17 protein-coding genes and 1 tRNA gene are annotated in these 19,366 nt (G+C 60.2%); 5 read left to right on the top strand and 13 right to left on the bottom strand.

Translation table 11 applies throughout. From position 1 onward, the window contains the following. Positions 1-170: 170 nt before the first annotated feature. The 5 genes from HB376_RS18620 to gatC form a co-directional block, all read right to left on the bottom strand. On the bottom strand, positions 171-944 hold the full coding sequence (locus HB376_RS18620; protein ID WP_213765125.1) for an exodeoxyribonuclease III: 774 nt from the start codon (positions 942-944) through the stop codon (positions 171-173). 24 nt (positions 945-968) lie between these two features. Beyond that, the gene (locus HB376_RS18615) at positions 969-1,805 is read right to left on the bottom strand and encodes a polyphosphate kinase 2 family protein (protein WP_213765124.1); all 837 of its coding nucleotides are present in this window, start codon (positions 1,803-1,805) and stop codon (positions 969-971) included. A 92-nt stretch (positions 1,806-1,897) separates the two neighbouring features. Next, a complete protein-coding gene (gene gatB / locus HB376_RS18610; protein WP_213765123.1) occupies positions 1,898-3,376 on the bottom strand; it encodes an Asp-tRNA(Asn)/Glu-tRNA(Gln) amidotransferase subunit GatB in 1,479 nt (492 codons plus the stop codon). Positions 3,377-3,378: 2 nt separating this feature from the next. Then, positions 3,379-4,872 (bottom strand): Asp-tRNA(Asn)/Glu-tRNA(Gln) amidotransferase subunit GatA, encoded by a 1,494-nt coding sequence (gatA, locus tag HB376_RS18605; protein WP_213765122.1) that lies wholly within the window; start codon positions 4,870-4,872, stop codon positions 3,379-3,381. Positions 4,873-4,986: 114 nt separating this feature from the next. After that, positions 4,987-5,286, bottom strand: a complete 300-nt coding sequence (gene gatC, locus HB376_RS18600) for an Asp-tRNA(Asn)/Glu-tRNA(Gln) amidotransferase subunit GatC (RefSeq protein WP_213765121.1) — start codon at positions 5,284-5,286, stop codon at positions 4,987-4,989. A gap of 378 nt (positions 5,287-5,664) precedes the next feature. On the opposite strand from gatC, the gene HB376_RS18595 reads away from it, so the two are divergent. The 5 genes from HB376_RS18595 to rodA all read left to right on the top strand — a co-directional run bounded on the left by HB376_RS18595 (position 5,665) and on the right by rodA (position 12,237). Continuing rightward, positions 5,665-6,708, top strand: coding sequence for a rod shape-determining protein (locus tag HB376_RS18595; protein ID WP_017772379.1), 1,044 nt, complete (start codon positions 5,665-5,667; stop codon positions 6,706-6,708). A gap of 199 nt (positions 6,709-6,907) precedes the next feature. After that, complete coding sequence (gene mreC / locus HB376_RS18590) at positions 6,908-8,008, top strand: rod shape-determining protein MreC (protein ID WP_213765120.1); 1,101 nt, start codon at positions 6,908-6,910, stop codon at positions 8,006-8,008. After that, positions 8,005-8,517, top strand: a complete 513-nt coding sequence (gene mreD / locus HB376_RS18585; RefSeq protein WP_213765119.1) for a rod shape-determining protein MreD — start codon at positions 8,005-8,007, stop codon at positions 8,515-8,517. The genes mreC and mreD overlap by 4 nt, the downstream gene beginning before the upstream one ends. Before the next feature lie 99 nt (positions 8,518-8,616). Continuing rightward, complete coding sequence (gene mrdA, locus HB376_RS18580; RefSeq protein ID WP_213765118.1) at positions 8,617-11,067, top strand: penicillin-binding protein 2; 2,451 nt, start codon at positions 8,617-8,619, stop codon at positions 11,065-11,067. A gap of 21 nt (positions 11,068-11,088) precedes the next feature. Beyond that, the gene (gene rodA / locus HB376_RS18575) at positions 11,089-12,237 is read left to right on the top strand and encodes a rod shape-determining protein RodA (RefSeq protein WP_213765141.1); all 1,149 of its coding nucleotides are present in this window, start codon (positions 11,089-11,091) and stop codon (positions 12,235-12,237) included. A gap of 66 nt (positions 12,238-12,303) precedes the next feature. Here rodA and HB376_RS18570 read toward each other — a convergent pair whose 3' ends face one another. The 8 genes from HB376_RS18570 to HB376_RS18535 all read right to left on the bottom strand — a co-directional run bounded on the left by HB376_RS18570 (position 12,304) and on the right by HB376_RS18535 (position 19,360). After that, positions 12,304-12,978, bottom strand: coding sequence for a tetratricopeptide repeat protein (locus tag HB376_RS18570; RefSeq protein WP_213765117.1), 675 nt, complete (start codon positions 12,976-12,978; stop codon positions 12,304-12,306). Continuing rightward, a complete protein-coding gene (locus HB376_RS18565; RefSeq protein ID WP_213765116.1) occupies positions 12,975-13,757 on the bottom strand; it encodes an aldolase/citrate lyase family protein in 783 nt (260 codons plus the stop codon). Before HB376_RS18565 ends, HB376_RS18570 begins: the two co-directional genes overlap by 4 nt. Before the next feature lie 166 nt (positions 13,758-13,923). Continuing rightward, positions 13,924-14,370 carry a 6-carboxytetrahydropterin synthase QueD gene (gene queD / locus HB376_RS18560; protein ID WP_213765115.1) on the bottom strand — a complete coding sequence of 149 codons (447 nt, stop codon included), beginning with the start codon at positions 14,368-14,370 and terminating at the stop codon, positions 13,924-13,926. 28 nt (positions 14,371-14,398) lie between these two features. Next, positions 14,399-15,031 carry a 7-carboxy-7-deazaguanine synthase gene (gene queE, locus HB376_RS18555; protein WP_213765114.1) on the bottom strand — a complete coding sequence of 211 codons (633 nt, stop codon included), beginning with the start codon at positions 15,029-15,031 and terminating at the stop codon, positions 14,399-14,401. Between the two features lie 2 nt (positions 15,032-15,033). Then, on the bottom strand, positions 15,034-15,768 hold the full coding sequence (gene queC, locus HB376_RS18550) for a 7-cyano-7-deazaguanine synthase QueC (protein WP_213765113.1): 735 nt from the start codon (positions 15,766-15,768) through the stop codon (positions 15,034-15,036). A 301-nt stretch (positions 15,769-16,069) separates the two neighbouring features. Further along, positions 16,070-16,145 (bottom strand) — tRNA-Phe (locus tag HB376_RS18545). A gap of 101 nt (positions 16,146-16,246) precedes the next feature. Beyond that, the gene (esaR, locus tag HB376_RS18540) at positions 16,247-16,966 is read right to left on the bottom strand and encodes a response regulator (protein WP_213765112.1); all 720 of its coding nucleotides are present in this window, start codon (positions 16,964-16,966) and stop codon (positions 16,247-16,249) included. Further along, positions 16,967-19,360: a PAS domain-containing sensor histidine kinase gene (locus tag HB376_RS18535; RefSeq protein WP_218627303.1), complete on the bottom strand. Its 2,394-nt coding sequence runs from the start codon at positions 19,358-19,360 to the stop codon at positions 16,967-16,969. It lies immediately after the preceding gene. Positions 19,361-19,366: the final 6 nt, after the last annotated feature.

The following is a 19,366-nucleotide window of genomic DNA, read 5'->3' as shown; positions in this document are numbered from 1 at the left end:
GACTCAGGCAGACCGCTAACACTGAAAGCAGCAACCCGGCATCAACCCGACCGCTGATCCCGAAACCACCAACCCAGCACTGACTCCGACCACTAACCCCAGAACCGACCACCCCGGCACTGCCCCCCCACTAACCCCAAAACCGCCCCCTGTCCACCGGTGCGAACAAACTAAACCGTCCACTGATAGTCAACAATCAACGGCGCATGATCACTAAACTTGATATCGCGGAAAACGGAAGTCGCCGCGGCCGTATCCGCAACACCCTTCGTCGCGATCTGGTAATCAATCCGCCACCCTACGTTCTTCGCGTAAGCCTGGCCGCGATTGCTCCACCACGTATATTGCTCAGGCCGCTGGTCCAGCGTTCTGAATACATCCACATAGGCTTTTTCATCGAAGAGTTGCGTAAGCCACGCACGCTCCTCCGGCAGGCAACCCGAGTTCTTCTGATTGCTCTTCCAGTTCTTGATATCAATTTCCTTGTGCACGATGTTCACATCGCCACACAAGATCACTTCGCGTTCTTTGGCCAGTTCCTCAAGATGCGGCATGAACTCAGCCATGAACCGGTATTTCGCCTGTTGCCGTTCTTCACCGCTGGACCCCGAAGGCACATACACCGAGATCACCGATAAATCCCCAAAGCGCGCCTCCACATAACGCCCTTCCGGATCGAATTCCTCGCTGCCAAACCCGATGATTACTTCATCCGGTTCGTGCTTCGTATAAAGCCCGGCACCGGAATAACCCTTTTTCACTGCGTGCTGGAAGTAACCCTGGAAACCGTGCGGCGCGAGAAATTCCGGCGTGAGATCGTCTTGCGAACACTTGATCTCCTGCACACAGACAACATCGGCATCCTGCTCGCCAAACCAGTCGAAGAAACCCTTCTTGGCGGCAGACCGAATGCCGTTCAAATTAGCGGTGATGACACGAAACATGAAGCATCCTTGTATGTTGGTGAACTACTCGACCTTGATCCCTTTCAGCGACTCTTTCGCCGGCGGATATTCGAGCTTCAAACCCTGCAGCGTGCGCACCATCAACTCCCCAATCATTACGTTGCGGTGCGTCTTCGAATCGGCGGGAATCACGTACCAAGGCGCCATTTCCGTCGATGTCGCGCCAAGGGCGTCTTCATAAGCCGCGCAATACTCATCCCATAGTTTGCGGGCATCCAGATCCGATGGATCAAACTTCCAGTGCTTCTCGGGATTATCGATACGCGCCTGCAACCGCACCTTCTGCTCATCCTTCGATATATGCAAAAAGCACTTCACGATTGTCGTGCCGTTTTCGGCAAGCATCGCTTCGAAGTCGCGAATCTGCCGGTAACGACGTTCCCACGCCTGGCTGTCGATCTGTTTCAGCACGCGCGGCACCAGCACGTCCTCATACTGGCTGCGATTAAAAATCGCGAACTCGCCCGCAGCCGGGACCTGCGAATGAATGCGCCAGAGAAAGTCGTGCGCGGCTTCGGTTTCGGAAGGCGCCTTGAACGGCACGACACGCAAACCGAGCGGATCGACATCGTGAAAAACACCGCGAACCGTGCCGTCCTTGCCACTCGTATCCATGCCTTGAAGGATCAGCAGAATGCGATGCGAGCGTTGTGCGTGCAGCTTTTCCTGCAAGCCATCGAGCGCTGTGCTCAACGCGCTTAAACGCTCCCGATCCGCGTCTTTGGCGCCGGACGAAAACGGCTTCGACGCGGTATCGATAGACGCCAGATCAAACGGCTTGATCTTCTTGCCGTCGAAATACGGCACGCGATAATCGTCCAGCTCAGGTTTTTTAGCCACGCGTGCGGTTCTCGGTTGGTCCCGGTTGATAAAAGAAAGGGTTGCTGCCAGACGAGACCCGGCAACAACCCGCGAATAGTCCAGCCGTCAACTCAAGAGGATAGTTTCTTCTTCAAAAGCTCGTTGACCTGCTGCGGATTCGCCTTGCCCTTCGTCGCTTTCATCGCCTGGCCAATCAGCGCATTAAACGCCTTCTCCTTGCCCGAACGATACTCATCGACGGATTTCTGATTAGCCGCCATCACCTCGTCGATGATCGCTTCCAGCGCGCCCGTATCAGAAATCTGCTTCAACCCCTTCGCGTCGATAATCCGATCGGCGGCGGCGTCGTCGGTGGCTTTTTCTTCCCAGATCGCCTGGAAAATATCCTTGGCAATCTTGTTGGAGATCGTGCCGTCGGCCACGCGCTGAATGACGAGCCCGAGCTGCGCGGGAGAAACCGGCGAGTTCGCAATATCCAGCGAATCGCGGTTCAATTGCGACGATACTTCGCCCATCAGCCAGTTGGCCGCGAGCTTCGCATGCGTCGGCCCGACTACGCCAACGACGCTTTCAAAATATGCCGACATCCCCTTCGACGACGTCAACCCCGCCGCGTCATACGGCGTCAAACCGTATTGCTCGACAAAACGCGTCTGCATGGCTTCGGGCAATTCGGGCAATTCGCTGCGAACCCGCGCAATCCACGCTTCATCGATGACTAAAGGCATCAGGTCGGGATCGGGGAAATAGCGGTAATCGTGCGCGTCTTCCTTGCTTCGCATGGAACGCGTTTCGCGCTTGTCGGGATCGTAGAGACGCGTTTCCTGCACCACCGTCCCGCCGTCTTCGATCAACTCGATCTGCCGGCGCACTTCGTACTGAATGGCTTCTTCGAGGAAACGAAACGAGTTCAGGTTCTTGATCTCGGCGCGCGTGCCGAATTCGGCCTGTCCGACGGGGCGCACGGAGACATTCGCGTCGCAACGGAACGAGCCTTCCTGCATGTTGCCATCGCAGATGCCGAGCCATTGCACGAGACTGTGCAGACTCTTGGCGTAGGCGACCGCTTCGGCGGCGCTGCGCATTTCAGGTTCCGTCACAATTTCGAGCAGCGGCGTGCCGGCCCGATTCAAATCGATACCCGTCATGCCCGCGAAGTCTTCGTGCAGCGACTTGCCGGCGTCTTCTTCCAGATGCGCGCGCGTCAGGTTGACGGTCTTTTCGTAAGCGGCCGTGCCGGTTTTCTCATTGGCCGGAACCTGAATCGTGACGGTACCGCCCTGCACGACCGGAATCTCGAACTGGCTGATCTGATAACCCTTCGGCAAATCGGGATAGAAATAATTCTTGCGCGCAAAAATGCTGCGCGGCGCAATGGTCGCGCCAATTGCCAGGCCGAGACGAATCGCGCGCTCCACCGCGCCACGGTTCATCACGGGCAACGAACCCGGCAACGCCAGATCGACGGGACAGGCCTGCGTGTTCGGCTCAGCGCCGAACTGCGTGGGCGCACCCGAAAAAATCTTGGAGACGGTGGATAACTGCGCGTGCGTCTCAAGACCGATAACAACTTCCCATTGCGTACTCATACTTACACTCCCGCCGGTGATTGCACGTGCCAGTCTGTCGCGCGCTGAAACGCGTCGGCGACCTGGAGCAACCGGGCTTCGTTGAAATAGTTGCCAATGATCTGCAAGCCAACCGGCCGCGTGGCATGCGCGCTGCCGACTGCGCCGAAACCGCACGGCACGCTCATGCCGGGCAAGCCGGCAAGGCTGATCGACAACGTGTAGATATCGGCGAGATACATCTGGACGGGGTCATCGGCTTTTTCGCCGAGATTCCATGCTACCGATGGCGCGACCGGTCCCATGATCACATCGCAGTGATTGAACGCTTCCTGGAAATCCTGCGCGATGATGCGGCGGATTTTCTGCGCCTGCAGGTAATACGCGTCGTAATAACCGTGCGACAACACGTACGCGCCCACGAGTATGCGGCGCTTCACTTCCGGGCCGAAACCTTCGGCACGCGACTTCTTGTACATATCGAGAAGATCGGTGTATTCAGCCGCGCGATGGCCATAACGCACGCCATCGAAGCGCGACAGGTTCGACGAAGCTTCAGCCGGCGCGATGATGTAGTACACGGGAATCGACAATTCGGTCTTCGGCAGCGAGACTTCGACCAGCGTTGCGCCGAGCGCTTCGTATTGCTTCAGGGCGGTATCGATCGCGCTGCGCACTTCGGCGCTCAAACCGTCGCCGAAAAACTCTTTCGGCAAGCCGATGCGCAAGCCGGCGAGCGGTTTGGCCACGTCCGTGCCGGACCATTGCTGACCGAGATAGCGCGTGTAGTCTTCGTCCTCGCGCTGGAGGCTGGTCGAGTCGCGCGGATCGAACGACGCAATGGCGTTGAGCAACAACGCGCAATCCGACGCGCTGCGGGCCATGGGTCCGCCCTGATCCAGCGACGACGCGAACGCGATCATGCCGTAACGCGAAACGCGTCCGTACGTTGGTTTGATTCCGGTAATGCCCGTGAACGACGCGGGTTGGCGAATCGAGCCGCCGGTGTCAGTGCCGGTGGCGGCGGGCGCGAGGCGTGCGGCCACTGCGGCAGCCGAGCCGCCCGACGATCCACCCGGCACGGCTTTGAGATCCCAAGGGTTCTTGACCGGGCCGAAGTACGAGTTCTCATTGGACGAACCCATCGCGAATTCATCCATATTGGTCTTGCCGAGCGTCACCACGCCCGCGTTCTTGAGACGTTCCACAACCGTGGCGTCGAACGGGCTCGCGTAGTTCGCGAGCATTTTCGAGCCGGCCGTGGAGGTCCAGCCGCGCGTGACAAACACGTCTTTATGCGCGATCGGCAGGCCGGTCAGCACGCCCGCTTGCCCCTTGGCGATCAGCGCATCCGCTGCTTTCGCCTGGTCAAGCGTGAGTTCATGGTCAACACTGATGAACGCGTTGAGATCCTTCGCTGCGTCGATGCGCTGCAAAAAGAGCTGCGCGAGTTCGACGGCGGAGAGGGTCTTTGCGTCGAGTGCCGCGCGCAGTTCGGTCAAGCTTTTTTGATGCATTGCGTTCTTCCTGAAGGGCGCCGGGTATCGAGTACCGTGCGCCTTTTGTTTTCGTGCGTGTATTGCATCGCCTCAATTACATTGCCTCGGAGGCGATGTTTCAAAACACGACGTTCATTCGATCACCTTGGGCACGAGATACAGCCCGTCGCGCACGGCAGGCGCGGACCTTTGGAACTCTTCGCGGTTTACGTGCTCTGTAACAACATCATTTCGCAGACGCAGCTCAGCTTTCTCGATCTGTTCAATCGGATGCGCAAGCGGTTCGATACCCGTGGTATCCACGGCCTGCATTTGCTCGACGAGACCGAAGAAGTCGTTCAGTCGCGCAAGCGTGGGTTCGGCCTCGTGCTCGGGCAATTCGAGCCGCGCGAGGTGCGCAATGCGTTTTACATCGGTCAGGGTCAGAGACATTCGATCACCGGGTTTTTTCGACTTACACGCTGAGAAACAGTGCGACAAACAGTGCGACTGCAATTCGAGATAAAGGAGCTTAAAAAGCAGGCTTGACGGTGGCAAAATGTACCGTCCTTTTCCTTCGAACACCCCAAAATTATAAGGTATCATTACGCGTTCGACCCAAATCCGGATCGACTTACCAGCGGCCTGTTCTTAGTTTCAGATTTTTAAGAAAAGTGCACGCCTGGTTCGCTTGCATCCTCCGGTAGATTTCTCCGCAGTCTTGCAATTTGCGTGGCCAAAAATGGGTCCCGCTGCAGGCTGTCATTTTTTTCCGCTGCCGTCCTTTGGCGCTCGAAGCGAGGCACGGCTCCCAGCGAGACAGGATTTTGAATGTTCGGTTTTTTGCGCAGCTACTTTTCAAACGATCTGGCGATTGATCTCGGCACCGCCAACACGCTGATCTACATGCGGGGCAAGGGCATCGTCCTTGACGAGCCATCGGTGGTTTCCATTCGCCAGGAAGGCGGTCCTAATGGGAAGAAAACCATTCAGGCCGTCGGCCGCGAAGCGAAGCAGATGCTCGGCAAGGTGCCGGGCAACATTGAAGCTATCCGGCCTATGAAGGACGGCGTTATCGCCGACTTCACCGTCACGGAACAGATGATCAAGCAGTTCATCAAGACTGCGCACGAATCGCGTATGTTCTCGCCTTCGCCGCGCATCATCATCTGCGTGCCGTGCGGTTCGACTCAGGTCGAACGGCGCGCGATCAAGGAAGCCGCACACGGCGCGGGTGCGTCGCAGGTGTATCTGATCGAAGAACCCATGGCTGCGGCCATCGGCGCCGGCTTGCCGGTGTCCGAGGCAACGGGCTCCATGGTCGTCGACATCGGCGGCGGCACGACCGAAGTGGGCGTGATTTCGCTCGGCGGTATCGTGTACAAGGGTTCCGTGCGCGTGGGCGGCGACAAGTTCGACGAAGCTATCGTCAATTACATCCGTCGCAATTACGGCATGTTGATCGGCGAGCAGACGGCTGAAGCCATCAAGAAGGAAATCGGTTCGGCTTTCCCGGGCTCCGAAGTCAAGGAGATGGAAGTCAAGGGCCGCAATCTTTCCGAAGGCATTCCGCGCAGCTTCACCATTTCGAGCAATGAAATTCTCGAAGCACTGACCGATCCGCTGAACCAGATCGTTTCGTCGGTGAAAATCGCGCTGGAACAAACGCCGCCGGAACTGGGCGCCGACATTGCCGAGCGCGGCATGATGCTGACCGGTGGTGGCGCTTTGCTGCGCGATCTCGACCGGTTGCTGGCTGAAGAGACCGGCTTGCCGGTGCTCGTCGCTGAAGATCCGCTGACGTGTGTCGTACGCGGTTCGGGCATGGCGCTCGAACGCATGGACAAGCTCGGCAGCATCTTCTCCTACGAGTAAGCCTTGACGCCTTTCCCTAAGGCGCCAACAGCACGCACTCGCTCAACGCAACAACGGCGACGTGCGCGAAGTATGCGACTTGCGCAATGGTTCACGTGGCCCGGCTTAGTCCGGGCCACGGCGAACAGCGCTGGGCAAGGGCGCGCCCCCACGCGAACCCGCAGCATCGAACCAACCGATCACGCCCTCGGCGCCGACCATGGAATACAGTCCGCCGCCACTTTTTAAGCAAGGTCCGTCCGCTCTCGCGCGATTGATCTTCTTCGTGGTGCTCGCCCTCGCCCTGCTGATCTCCGACGCCCGCTTCAACACGCTCGAAATCGTGCGCGGCGTGCTGGGAGCGGGTTTGTATCCGCTGCAGCGCGCGGCGCTCGTACCACGCGATATTTTCATGGGTGCGGCCGATCTTGCCGTCACCAGCGCAACCCTGCGCAACGAGAACACCAAGCTGAAAGAAAAGAACCTCGAGTTGTCGGTGAAAGCCGGCGATGCGGCCCAGCTCACCGCCGAGAACACGCATCTTCGTGCGCTGCTCCAGCTCGGCTCGCGCGCCAGCACGCAAACCACGCCTGTCGAAGTCCAGTACGACACCCGCGATCCTTTCACGCAGAAAGTCGTGATCGGCAAGGGTGCGCAGCAAGGCATCCAGGACGGCGCGCCGGTGGTGAATGAAGACGGCGTCATCGGGCAGGTCACGCGTGTGTTCCCGCTGCAATCGGAAGTCACGCTGCTCTCCGACAAAGACCAGGCGGTGCCCGTGCAGATCGTACGAACCGGATTGCGCAGCGTGATCTACGGCACGCCGAAGGGCGACACGCTCGATTTGCGTTTCGTCCCCATCAGCGCCGACGTGCAAACGGGCGACGAACTCGTGACCAGCGGTCTGGATGGCATTTATCCGCCGGGATTGCCGGTGGCGAAAGTCGTTCGCGTCGATAAACAAGCGGATACCGCGTTCGCCCGCGTAGTCTGCCTGCCGATCGCGCCGGTACGCGGTGCGCGCCAGTTGCTCGTGCTGCATTACGAGATCAACCAACCGCCGAATCCTGAAGAAGTCGAGGCAGCGGCCGCGGCCAAGGAAGCGAAGGACAACAAGGGTAAGAAGGGCAAGGCAGCGCCGGCGAAAAGCGCCAGCGCGGCCGCCCCTGCGGCGGCAGCCAGTACGCCTGCCGCGAAAAACCCTGAACCGGCGGCGGCAGTGAAGAAAACCGAGCCCGCAGCCACGAAGAAAGCCGAAAAATCCGAGCACGCGAGGAAAGCAGAATCTGCCCGCAAGCCCGCGCCCGGAGCCGCACCATGAACCGTCCGCAATACATCCTGCAGCCGGTCAATCCGTACTTCATCACGTTTAGTCTGGCCGCCGCGTTCCTGCTGAACCTGATGCCGTGGGGCCGGATTTTCGGCGTCCCGGATTTCGTCGCGGTCGTGCTGCTGTTCTGGAATGTTCACCAGCCGCGTCGGGTGGGCATGGGTATCGCGTTCATGCTCGGCATGCTCATGGACGTTCACAATGCCAGTCTGCTCGGTGAGCACGCGCTTGCGTATACGTTGTTGTCGTATGGCGCCATCACCATTCACAGGCGCGTATTGTGGATGTCGCTGCCCGTGCAAACGTTCGTGGTCGCGCCTTTGCTGATCGGCGCGCAAATCGTGCCGTTCGTGATCCGCCTGCTGACGGGCGCGGCGTTTCCCGGCTGGGGTTATCTGATCGACGGGTTCGTGGAGGCTATTTTGTGGCCGGTCGCAAGTTTCCTGCTGCTGATTCCGCAGCGCCGCGCCACTGATCCCGACGACACGCGGCCAATCTGAGGTGACTCATGAGCGAACAAAGCGCCTGCTGCAACCGCTGCACGCCGTAAACGCTACACACGCCACGCACGCCATACACGCGGTTCCCGCGAACATTGCATGACCGAATTTCAGAACGCCGAACAACAGTTATCGAAGTTTCGCCTGCGTGTGGCTGCCGCCGGCCTGTTCGTGTTCGTCTGTTTCGGGCTGATCGGCGTTCGCTTCCTGTATCTGCAGGTCTGGCATTTCAGCAAATACTCGCTGCAGGCCGATGAAAACCGCATCTCGGTTGCCCCTATCGTGCCGAACCGCGGCATCATCACCGACCGCAACGGCGTGGTGCTGGCGAAGAATTATTCGGCTTACACGCTGGAAATCACGCCGTCGAAGATCAACACCACGCTCGACGATGAAATCGACCGTATCGGGACCGTGATTCCCGTCGATCAGCGCGATCGGCGGCGTTTTAAGAAGCTGCTGGAGGACTCGAAGAATTTCGAGAGCCTGCCAATCCGCACCCGCTTGACCGACGAAGAAGTCGCCCGTTTCACCGCCCAGAAGTTCCGCTTTCCGGGCGTGGAAGTGCGCGCGCGGCTGTTCCGGCAATATCCGCTCGGACCCACTGCGGCGCACGTGATCGGCTATATCGGACGGATTTCGCAGCGCGATCAGGAACGTATCGACGAAGCGAGCGACCAGAACGACGCCGACACCGATCACTACGATCCCCGTCTGGACGCGAATAACTACAAGGGCACGGACTACATCGGCAAGATTGGTGTGGAACAGAGCTACGAAACCGAATTGCATGGACTGACCGGCTTCGAGGAAGTGGAAGTCACAGCAGGCGGGCGACCGGTGCGCACGCTGTCGCGCACACAGGCCACGCCGGGGAACAACCTGGTGTTGTCGCTGGATATCGGCTTGCAGCAGGTCGCCGAGCAGGCGTTCGCTGGCAAGCGCGGCGCGCTGGTTGCTATCGAACCAGCGACGGGCGATGTGCTCGCGTTCGTCTCGGCTCCCAGTTTCGACCCGAATTCGTTCGTCGATGGCATCGACCAGCAGACTTGGGATTCGCTCAACAATTCCCCCGATCACCCGCTGCTGAACCGTCCGCTGCACGGCACCTATCCGCCCGGTTCCACCTACAAGCCGTTCATGGCGCTTGCCGCGCTGACGCTGCATAAACGCACGACCAGTTGGGGATTCCAGGACCCGGGTTCGTACACGTTTGGCGGTCACACCTTCCGCAACGACGTGCGCGCGGGCCAGGGCTGGGTCGACATGAACCGCGCGATCGTGGTTTCCAACGACACCTATTTCTACATGCTGGCGCACGATCTCGGCGTGAATGCCATGGCCGGGTTCATGAAGCCGTGGGGATTCGGGCAGATCACGGGTATCGACATCAACGGCGAAGCGCGCGGCATTCTTCCATCCACTGAGTGGAAAAAGAAGGCGTACCGGAAACCGGAACAACAGCGCTGGTATGAAGGCGAGACGATCAGCCTGGGCATCGGGCAGGGTTATAACTCGTTCACGATCCTGCAACTCGCGCACGCCACGGCGACGCTCGCGAACGACGGCGTGGTCATGAAGCCGCACTTGGTCAAGGAAGTCGAGAATCCGATCAGCAAGGCGGTACGCGTCACCGTGCGTGATCCGAGCGACAGGATTGCGGTCAAGCAGGCGGACATCGACTTTATCAAGCGGGCAATGGAAGGCGTGGTGACCACCGGTACGGGTTCCAAGATCTTCCGCGGCGCACCTTATCAGGCCGCGGGTAAAACCGGTACGGCGCAGGTCTACTCGCTGCAAGGCGCGAATTATTCACACAGCGCGATAGCGGAACGGTTGCGCGATCACGCGTTGTTTATCGCGTTCGCACCGGCTGACCATCCGACTATCGCGGTTGCGCTGATCGTGGAAAACGGCGGCTGGGGTGCGGAATCGGCGGGTCCGATCGCGCGGAAAGTGCTCGATTATTATCTCGTCGACCGGTTGAAACCGGGTGCGGAAGCGGCGGCTGTAGCGGCGGCGGCATCGGCGACGGAAGATGCAGGCGCGCCGGTGATCGGGGGCGCGCAAAGCCCGGTCGACGCGGCCTTGCCAGCATCTGTGACAAGTGCATCGCCGGCGTTCAAGCCATTGGCTGCGTCCGGTTCAGTGGCTGCGAGTGCCGCTGGGGCTGCGGCTTCTGATTCGGCTGCGTCTGCGCCGGCAAGCAGCGGAGCCGGAGCCGGAGCGGCGTCGAGCGCGCCGGCTGCATCGGCGGCGTCGGCCGTTCCTGCTGCGCCGAGCATGCTGCGCGCGCTGGAAGCGCCGCGCGTGCCGGTCGCGCCTATCGCCACGGAAGCGCGGGAAACAGCGCGCCCGGCAACGGAATCGAAAGCGCCGGGTGTGGTCAACGCGAAGGAGACCACCCGTATCGCCGAGGTCCGCAAGGCGCCCGCCGCACCACCGCCGCCGTCACCACCGAAAGAACCCGCGCCCACTGCCGCGATCCCCCGCAACACCGGCAAAAGCGCCATCCAGACGTTGACTCCGTCTGGCGGCATCGACGAGTAAAGGAGAATCGCCATGCAAGCGCTGCAATTCGATAAGCGCGTCTGGCTCGAACGCACGAAGCGCATGTTCGCGGGCTTCGATAAACCGCTCGCGCTGATTGTGTTCCTGCTGCTGTGCGTGGGCATCGTGACGCTGTACAGCGCGAGTCTCGACGTCCCAGGCCGCGTAGAAGACCAGTTGCGTAACATCATGCTGACGTTCGGGCTGATGTGGATTCTCGCCAACGTGCCGCCGCCCACGCTGATGCGTTTCGCCGTGCCGATGTACACCATTGGCATGGCGCTGCTGATCGCGGTCGCCACGTTCGGACTGACGCGCAAAGGCGCGAAACGCTGGCTGAACGTGGGCGTGGTGATCCAGCCCTCGGAGATCATGAAGATCGCGATGCCGCTCATGCTCGCATGGTATTTCCAGCGGCGTGAGGGCGGTATCCGATGGTGGGATTACATCGTCGGCTTCGTGATCCTGATCCTGCCGGTCGCGATCATCGCCAAGCAGCCGGATCTGGGCACCGCCGTGCTGGTGTTCGCGGCGGGCCTCTTCGTGATCTATTTCGCGGGCCTGAGTTTCAAGCTGATCGTGCCGGTGCTCGTGGCGGCCGTGCTGGTGGTTGCCAGTATTGGCGTATTCCAGGAGCGCATTTGCCAGCCGGACGTGAACTGGCCGCTGATGCACGATTACCAGAAGCATCGGATCTGTACGCTGCTCGATCCGACTTCCGATCCGCTCGGTAAAGGCTTTCACACGATTCAGGCCGTCATTGCGATCGGCTCGGGCGGGACCTTCGGAAAAGGCTGGTTGAAGGGTACGCAGTCGCATCTGGAGTTCATCCCTGAAAAGCATACCGACTTCATTTTCGCGGTGTTTTCGGAGGAGTTCGGGCTCGCGGGCGGGCTTGTGCTGCTATTCCTTTACATGGCGTTGATTGCGCGAGGACTGTTTATCGCGGCGAACGGGGCGACGCTGTTCGGACGCCTGCTGGCCGGATCGCTGACCATGGCATTCTTTACTTACGCGTTCGTGAATATCGGGATGGTGAGCGGGATCTTGCCGGTGGTCGGCGTGCCGTTGCCGTTCATGAGTTACGGTGGAACCGCGCTGACAACGCTCGGGGTTGCGGTCGGGCTCATCATGAGCGTGTCACGACAAAAGCGGCTGATGAAAGGCTAGCGTTTTCGACGTAACCCGTTGCTGAAACAAAGCCCACGATGATGGTTTCATCGTGGGCTTTTTGTTCTATTGCGGCTGCTCGTGCGCGAGTTCCGCGCTGAGTTGCTGGAACTTCAACTTCGCCGCAGGATCACCCTGCGCCGCCGCCGCCGCATAGTACGCGCGTGCCACGTTGATGTTCTTCTTCACGCCATCGCCGCCGCGCTCGTAAAACGATCCGGCCACGTATTGGGCCGTCATGTCCCCGCCTTCGGCCGCCTTCTTGTACCAGACGAACGCTTGCGCGTTGTCGCGAGGCGTGCCCCGGCCATCGAGGAACTGGTTCGCCAGCGCGAGCTCCGCCAGGACATGGCCCTGGTTCGCCGCTCGCAAGAACCAGCGATGCGCCTCGGCCGGATCACGCCCGACAAACTCGCCGTCATCGAACATCTTCCCGTACACGTACTGCGCTTGCGTCATGTTGGCGTCGGCGGCTTTGCGCAACCACTTCTTGCCCTCGTCCACTTCTGCCGGGCCGCCTTCGCCGTTCACCAGCATCATCGCGTAATTGAATTCGGCGAGACGGCTGCCCTTTTGCGCCGCATGCAGAAACTCCGAGCGCGCGGCGCCAAAATTGCCCGCGTTGTAATCGGCGACAGCGTTTTGCGTCGCCATATCACTGCCCTTGATGGTCTGCGCACTTACCGCGCTGCACGCCATCACCAACGCTACGGATACCGCGCCCAATATTCCGGGTTTCATGCCCTTGCCTCCTGCAACGCCTGTCGCGTCGCCTTTAACAGCCAGCCGACATCAGCCGATAACGCGATGACCTTCACACCCGCTTCTGCATATGCACGCGCACTCGCGACATCGAGCGCGAAAATGCCGCTCGCGATGCCCGCGTGTTTCGCGGTATCGATAACTTTCGTGATTGCCGCCTGGACGTCGGGATGTTTGGTATCGCCGAGATGACCGAGACTCGCGGCCAGATCAGCGGGCCCGATGAACAGGCAATCGACGCCCGGCGTAGCCGCAATCGCGTCCACATTCGCGAGCGCCTGCTCGGATTCGATCTGCACGATCGTCGATATCTGCGCGTTCGCCAAACTCACGTAATCACGCCGGATGCCGTATGCCGCTGCGCGCACGGCACCTGCGGCACCGCGCAGCCCATCGCGGGCATCGGCGTTCGGATACTGCGTGAGACGCACGACATGCGCCGCCTCTTCCGCCGTTTCCACGTTCGGGAACATCAGGGTGCGCGCGCCCGCGTCAAGGACGCGCTTGACCAGCCAGCCTTCATGCGCCGGCACGCGGACAATCGGTTCGGTCGGCAAGTGCGCGGCGGCAATCGCACGAAGTTGCGCGATGACGTCCTGGCTGTCGTTCGGCGAATGCTCCATGTCGATACAAAGCCAGTCGAAGCCTGCATGCGCCACGGCTTCGGCCACGTCCGCGCTGCCTAGCGATAGCCAAAGGCCGAACAAGGTGCCGGACTCGGTGAAACGCTGTTTGAGGAGATTGGTGTAGGTGCTCATCGCGTGGTTCCGGTTAGATCACACGCGGCGGGATGGCTGGCAGGCATGTCTCGCTCCGTTGGGCTATGTCGCTGGAATGCGCCGCAACAAAACGTGCGGCTTGTCCAACGATCATACCGTGACAAAAGAGCGCTGGCAGGAGCGCCCTTTGGAGACCTGCGAAGCGTCAGATGCCTTCGACGTCCGCCCAGCAATTCGGCGTTTCGTACAGACGTACGCGCTTCAACTTCAGATCGACGCCGTAGTGGTCGTTGTAGACGCCGGAGAGAATCCGGAACGCCTCGGCAGCGAGATTTTCCACGGTAGGAATGCGGTCGAGCACGACGGTCTTGTGATCGGCCATTGTCTCGAGAAAGCTGCGCACGACTTCGTCGCGTGCATAGACGATAAACGCGTGGTCCCACTTGTTGACCAGATGTTCCATGGCCAGCGCCTTGACGTCGGCGAAGTCCATCACCATGCCGCGATCCGGCGCGCCTTCCGTTTCGACGATTTCGCCTTGCAGCGTGATTTCCAGCACATACCGATGACCGTGCAGGTTACGGCACTGGCTGCGGTGATCGGGGATGCGGTGGCCCGCATCGAATTCGAGTTTTCGGGTGATCGTCTGCACGTCTGCTCAGCTAGGGGCTTGATTCGCGTTAGGGGATGTTCAGGTACTTGTGCGTCTGCATGGACAGGCGCCATTGCGGATGCCGCTTGCACCAGTCGATAGCGAGCTTCGTATTGACATCGCGCGACGGGCCGTCCATGGGTTGCACGAGGAAATACTCGAAGTCGAGTTTGGCGTAATCGGCCAGCGGCTGATTGTCCTGCGGCACCACGACCTTCAACTCATTGCCCTTCGTCACGACCAGCGGCGCACCGGCTTTCGGGCTCACGCAAATCCAGTCGATGCTGTCCAGCACCGGCAGCGATCCGTTCGTTTCGATCGCCATTTCGAAGCCGGCTGCATGCAGGGCATCGACGAAAGGTTGGTCGATCTGCAGCATGGGCTCACCACCTGTGCAGACCACGAACTTGTGCGCTTCGCCTTCCGGCCATTGCGACGCGATCATGGCGACAAGGTCCGCAGGCGTTTTGTATTTGCCGCCGTTCTCGCCATCCGTGCCGACGAAATCCGTGTCGCAAAACTGGCAGACGGCGTCCGCGCGATCTTCCTCGCGACCCGACCAGAGATTGCACCCGGCGAAGCGGCAGAACACGGCCGGACGGCCGGCGTTTGCGCCCTCGCCCTGCAACGTGTAGAAAATTTCCTTTACTGCGTACGTCATGATCAGACCGGTTCGGTGGTGACTTGCTCACCCGACTTGTAGGCTTCGTAGCCACGCTTGCGCAGCTTGCACGCCGGGCATTGGCCGCAACCAAAACCCCATTCATGCAGCTCGGAGCGCTCGCCGACATAACACGTGTGCGTCTCGACGCGCACCAGTTCTACCAGCGCCTCGCCGCCTAGCTGTTCGGCTAAGCGCCAGGTGTCGGCTTTATCGAGCCACATCAGCGGCGTCTCGAGCAGGAAGCGGCTGTCCATGCCGAGATTGAGGGCAACTTGCAGCGCCTTCATGGTGTCGTCGCGGCAATCGGGATAGCCCGAGAAATCTGTTTCGCACATGCCGCCGACGAGCACCTTCAGACCGCGCCTGTACGCGATGGCGGCGGCGATCGTCATGAACATGAGATTGCGGCCGGGCACGAAGGTGTTCGGCAAGCCGCTCGCGCTGGCTTCAATTTCGATCTCGCGCGTCATGGCGGTGTCGCTGATTGCGCCGAGCACGGACAGGTCGATCATGTGGTCTTCGCCGAGCCGTTCGGCCCACTGCGGAAACTGCTGTTTCACCGATGCCCGGAAGCCTTCCCGGCATTCGAGTTCCACACGATGGCGCTGGCCATAGTCGAAGCCGAGCGTCTCGACGGTTGTAAAACGATCGAGCGCCCAGGCAAGGCATGTGGCCGAATCCTGGCCACCGGAAAACAGCACCAGTGCGCTGTCTTTAGCGTCTGTCCGAGTCACCGTGAAACTCCGATGGAGAGGATGGGGTGCGCGATTTGGCTAATGTTCAGAAGCGGCCGCTGCGCGCGGTTTTATCCTGCTCCTATCTTAGCCAAGTCTTTGAAGAACCAAGGATTTTATCATGAAGGCGGGCGTTCGCTCTCGGTCGGGGCTTGACCAGGCGGAGAGATGAACGGGGACAGGTCGTGGTGCGCTCAAGATTAGCCGTCTGATTGCAGCCAGCAACCCGACCCAAGGGCGCACAAAAACCAATGAAAAATGCCCGGAAACCTTGCGGTTTCCGGGCATTTTTTTGCAACTGTGGTGGCCTGGGACGGAATCGAACCATCGACACGCGGATTTTCAATCCGCTGCTCTACCAACTGAGCTACCGGGCCACGAAGAACGAAAGTATATCAAAGGGGATTATGTCGCTCAAGTGCTTTTTGGCACCTTTTTACTGAAACGATCCTTGTCTAACCCCTCCTCGCCCCGCCAGTCATGCCTCGCTCTTGTTCTTGCCCAGATCCACACCGAGCTGCTTGAGCTTGCGATACAAGTGCGTGCGCTCCAGTCCAGTCTTCTCCGCCACCCGCGTCATGCTGCCGTTCTCACGCGCCAGGTGATACTCGAAGTACGCGCGCTCGAAGGCATCGCGTGCATCACGTAACGGGATATCGAAGGAGATGGACGCCGTCGCGCCAGCCGGACCTGCCGCTGCACCCAGCGCGCCTGCATCGCCGCTCGTGAGATTCAACGACGAAGCGACCGGCAACGCAGCCGAGGCCGGCACCGTCGAACCGCTCGACGGCAAGGCCGGCCGTATGGCCGCATTCGTGATCGGCGCGGCAGCCGTGCCACGCGCAAGTCCCTGCTCGACCGCCTTGAGCAATTTTTGCAAGGCGATCGGCTTCTCGAGGAAGTTGAGCGCACCAATCTTCGTGGCCTCAACCGCGGTATCGATAGTCGCGTGGCCCGACATCATGATCACCGGCATGGTGAGCTTGCCCTGCGCCGCCCACTCTTTCAGCAGCGTCACGCCGTCGGTATCGGGCATCCAGATGTCGAGCAGCACGAGATCCGGCGCCTGCCGCAACCGATACTCCCGCGCATGCTGCGCATTCTCCGCCGTCTCCACCACGTGACCTTCGTCGCTCAGGATCTCCGAGAGCAATTCCCGGATACCCATTTCGTCGTCTACCACCAGGATGGTTGCCATTTACGCTGCCCTTGTCTGCACTAATGCTTTTGTCGTTCCGTGGCTCGCCGCCGCCGAGGGCGGTGTTGCGCCCGGTTCGGCGGAATCGTCCGCGAGTTGCAGGAACAGAATCGAGATCTGCGCGCCTTCGATCACGTCAGGAGTCTTCGAACGATTCCGAATGTCGATGCGCGCGCCATGCTCGTCGACGATCTTCTTTACCGTTGCAAGACCCAGACCCGTGCCCTTGGCCTTCGTTGTCACGTAAGGCTCGAATGCGCGCGAGAGAATTCGCGCGGGAAAACCAGAACCGTTATCCGATACCGTCAACCGCACCGCTACGCGCGCATGTCCGGAGGCATCGGGGTCGCCATATTCTACTGTCTTCGTTTCAAGCAGCACGCGTGGTTCGGCCACATCGGCCACCGCATCCTGCGCATTCTGCAAAAGATTGTGAATCACCTGCCGAAGCTGCGTGGCATCGCCGCGAATCACGGGCAATTTTGTCAGCTCCACGGTGATGTGACTCTTGCCCTCTTCAATGCCATACAACGTCAGCACTTCGGTCACAAGATCGTTGAGCTGCAGGTTGCCCAGGACGGCCGGCGGCGTACGCGCGTATTCGCGGAAGTCGTCGACCATCTGCTTCATCGCCTGAACCTGGTTCACGATGGTAGTCGCGCCGCGCTTGAGCACTTCGGCGTCGGCGGGAGCAAGCTTGTCGGTGAGCTTCATCTGCAACCGTTCAGCCGACAGCTGGATCGGCGTGAGCGGATTCTTGATCTCATGAGCGAGCCGCCGCGCCACTTCGCCCCATGCGACCGAACGCTGCGCCGAGATGACGTCCGAGATGTCGTCGAATACGACTACATAGCCAGTGGTCTCGGCGTCGTCGGTATCGCTTTCAGTCAGGGTCAACAACTGCGTGCCGCGAACCAGCAACGTCAACGGATCGGTCTCGCCGGGCACCGGAACGGCAAGTTGCTGTTGCCAATGCCCACGGTCACCAATAGGCCGGCCGCTGCCGCTGGCCGCTGCATCGCGATCCGCAAATGCCTTGCGCACCATCGCGCCGAACTCGGCCAGCACGCCGATCTGCTCAAGCGGCAGATTCAGCGACGCATTGAACGGTTGCCGGAAGATCCGTTCTGCGCCGCGATTCGCCGTGGTCAGGCGGAACTGCCGGTCGAACACGAACACGCCAGCGGTCAGGTTCGCGAGAATGCTTTCGAGGTACGCCTTCGAATGTTCGAGTGCGATCCGGTTGTTCTCAACCGCCGCACGCGCCTCGGACAATTGCCGCGTCATTGCGTTGAACGACTGCGTGAGGAAGCCGAGTTCGTCACGCGACTTCACTTCGCGCTTGGGCGTGTAATCGCCCTCGGCGACTTCTTTCGTCCCTTGCGCGAGCAGGAACAACGGCCGCGCGAGCTGATTGCCAAGCGCGAGCGCGAGCATCATTGCAATGAAGGTCGCGAGGAACAACGCCAGCGTCAGCGTGCCGATATACATCTTGCGCAAGCCGGTCCGCCCGAGCGCTTTTTCCTGATACTCGCGATACGCGCGCTGCACGGCGTCGGCATTGCGGGCGAGTCCGGTACTGACCGGCTGTTCGATCTGCAGGAAACGCTCGGCCGGTTGCAGTTCAGTGGTCGAACTGTCGGGGATCTTCACAATGACCCGCAGTCTCAACGCGCCCTTTGGCCCGGTCAGACTTGAATCGCCATCCACCTCGCCTTCAATAGCCCCATACGGCCTGCTGCGTGCCTGATTCAGTTGCAGCGGAGTGGGCAGGTCGTCGGGCACGAGCGCCGCAAAATTACTCGATGCCTGCGCCACCACGCGCACATCGGGCGCGGTACCGGTACCGGATCCGCTTCTCGCCGGCTCGACGATAGTCGCATCCTGCACGTTGAACTGATCGCGCAGGCGCAACAGCGTGAGCGTGAGGCTGGTTGGATCGGCGCTGGCGAGCTGATCGCCCATCAGGCGGCCTTTGTTCTGCAGATCGGACAGCGATGCATCGAGCATTCCGCGCCCGAGATTCAGCCCGGACGTGAGCGCAGTTTCCACGTTCACGTCGAACCATGATTCGATACTGCGCGACACGAACTGATACGACACCACGTAGATAATTCCGCCCGGAACCACGCCGACGAGCGCAAAGATAAACGCGAGTTTCGCGAGCAGCCGCGTGCCGAACTTGCCCTGCCGCACTCGCGTAATGATGATCGCCACCAGCCCGATGACAATCAGGATGAGCACAACCGCCACCGCAAGATTGGCGGCATAGAGCCACTGATAATAGCGGTCGAAGAACTCGGTGTTCGCGCTGGCAAGCGCCAACATGACCAGCAGCAGAATGGCCGTGAGCGCAACCGTTGTCACGAGCACGCGAACGACGATGCCTGTCATGTTCGT

The organism is Caballeronia sp. dw_19 (assembly GCF_018449515.1).
GTDB lineage: Bacteria > Pseudomonadota > Gammaproteobacteria > Burkholderiales > Burkholderiaceae > Caballeronia.
Note: the sequence above shows the minus strand (reverse complement) of the source record. Positions and strands in the feature narration are given on the sequence as shown.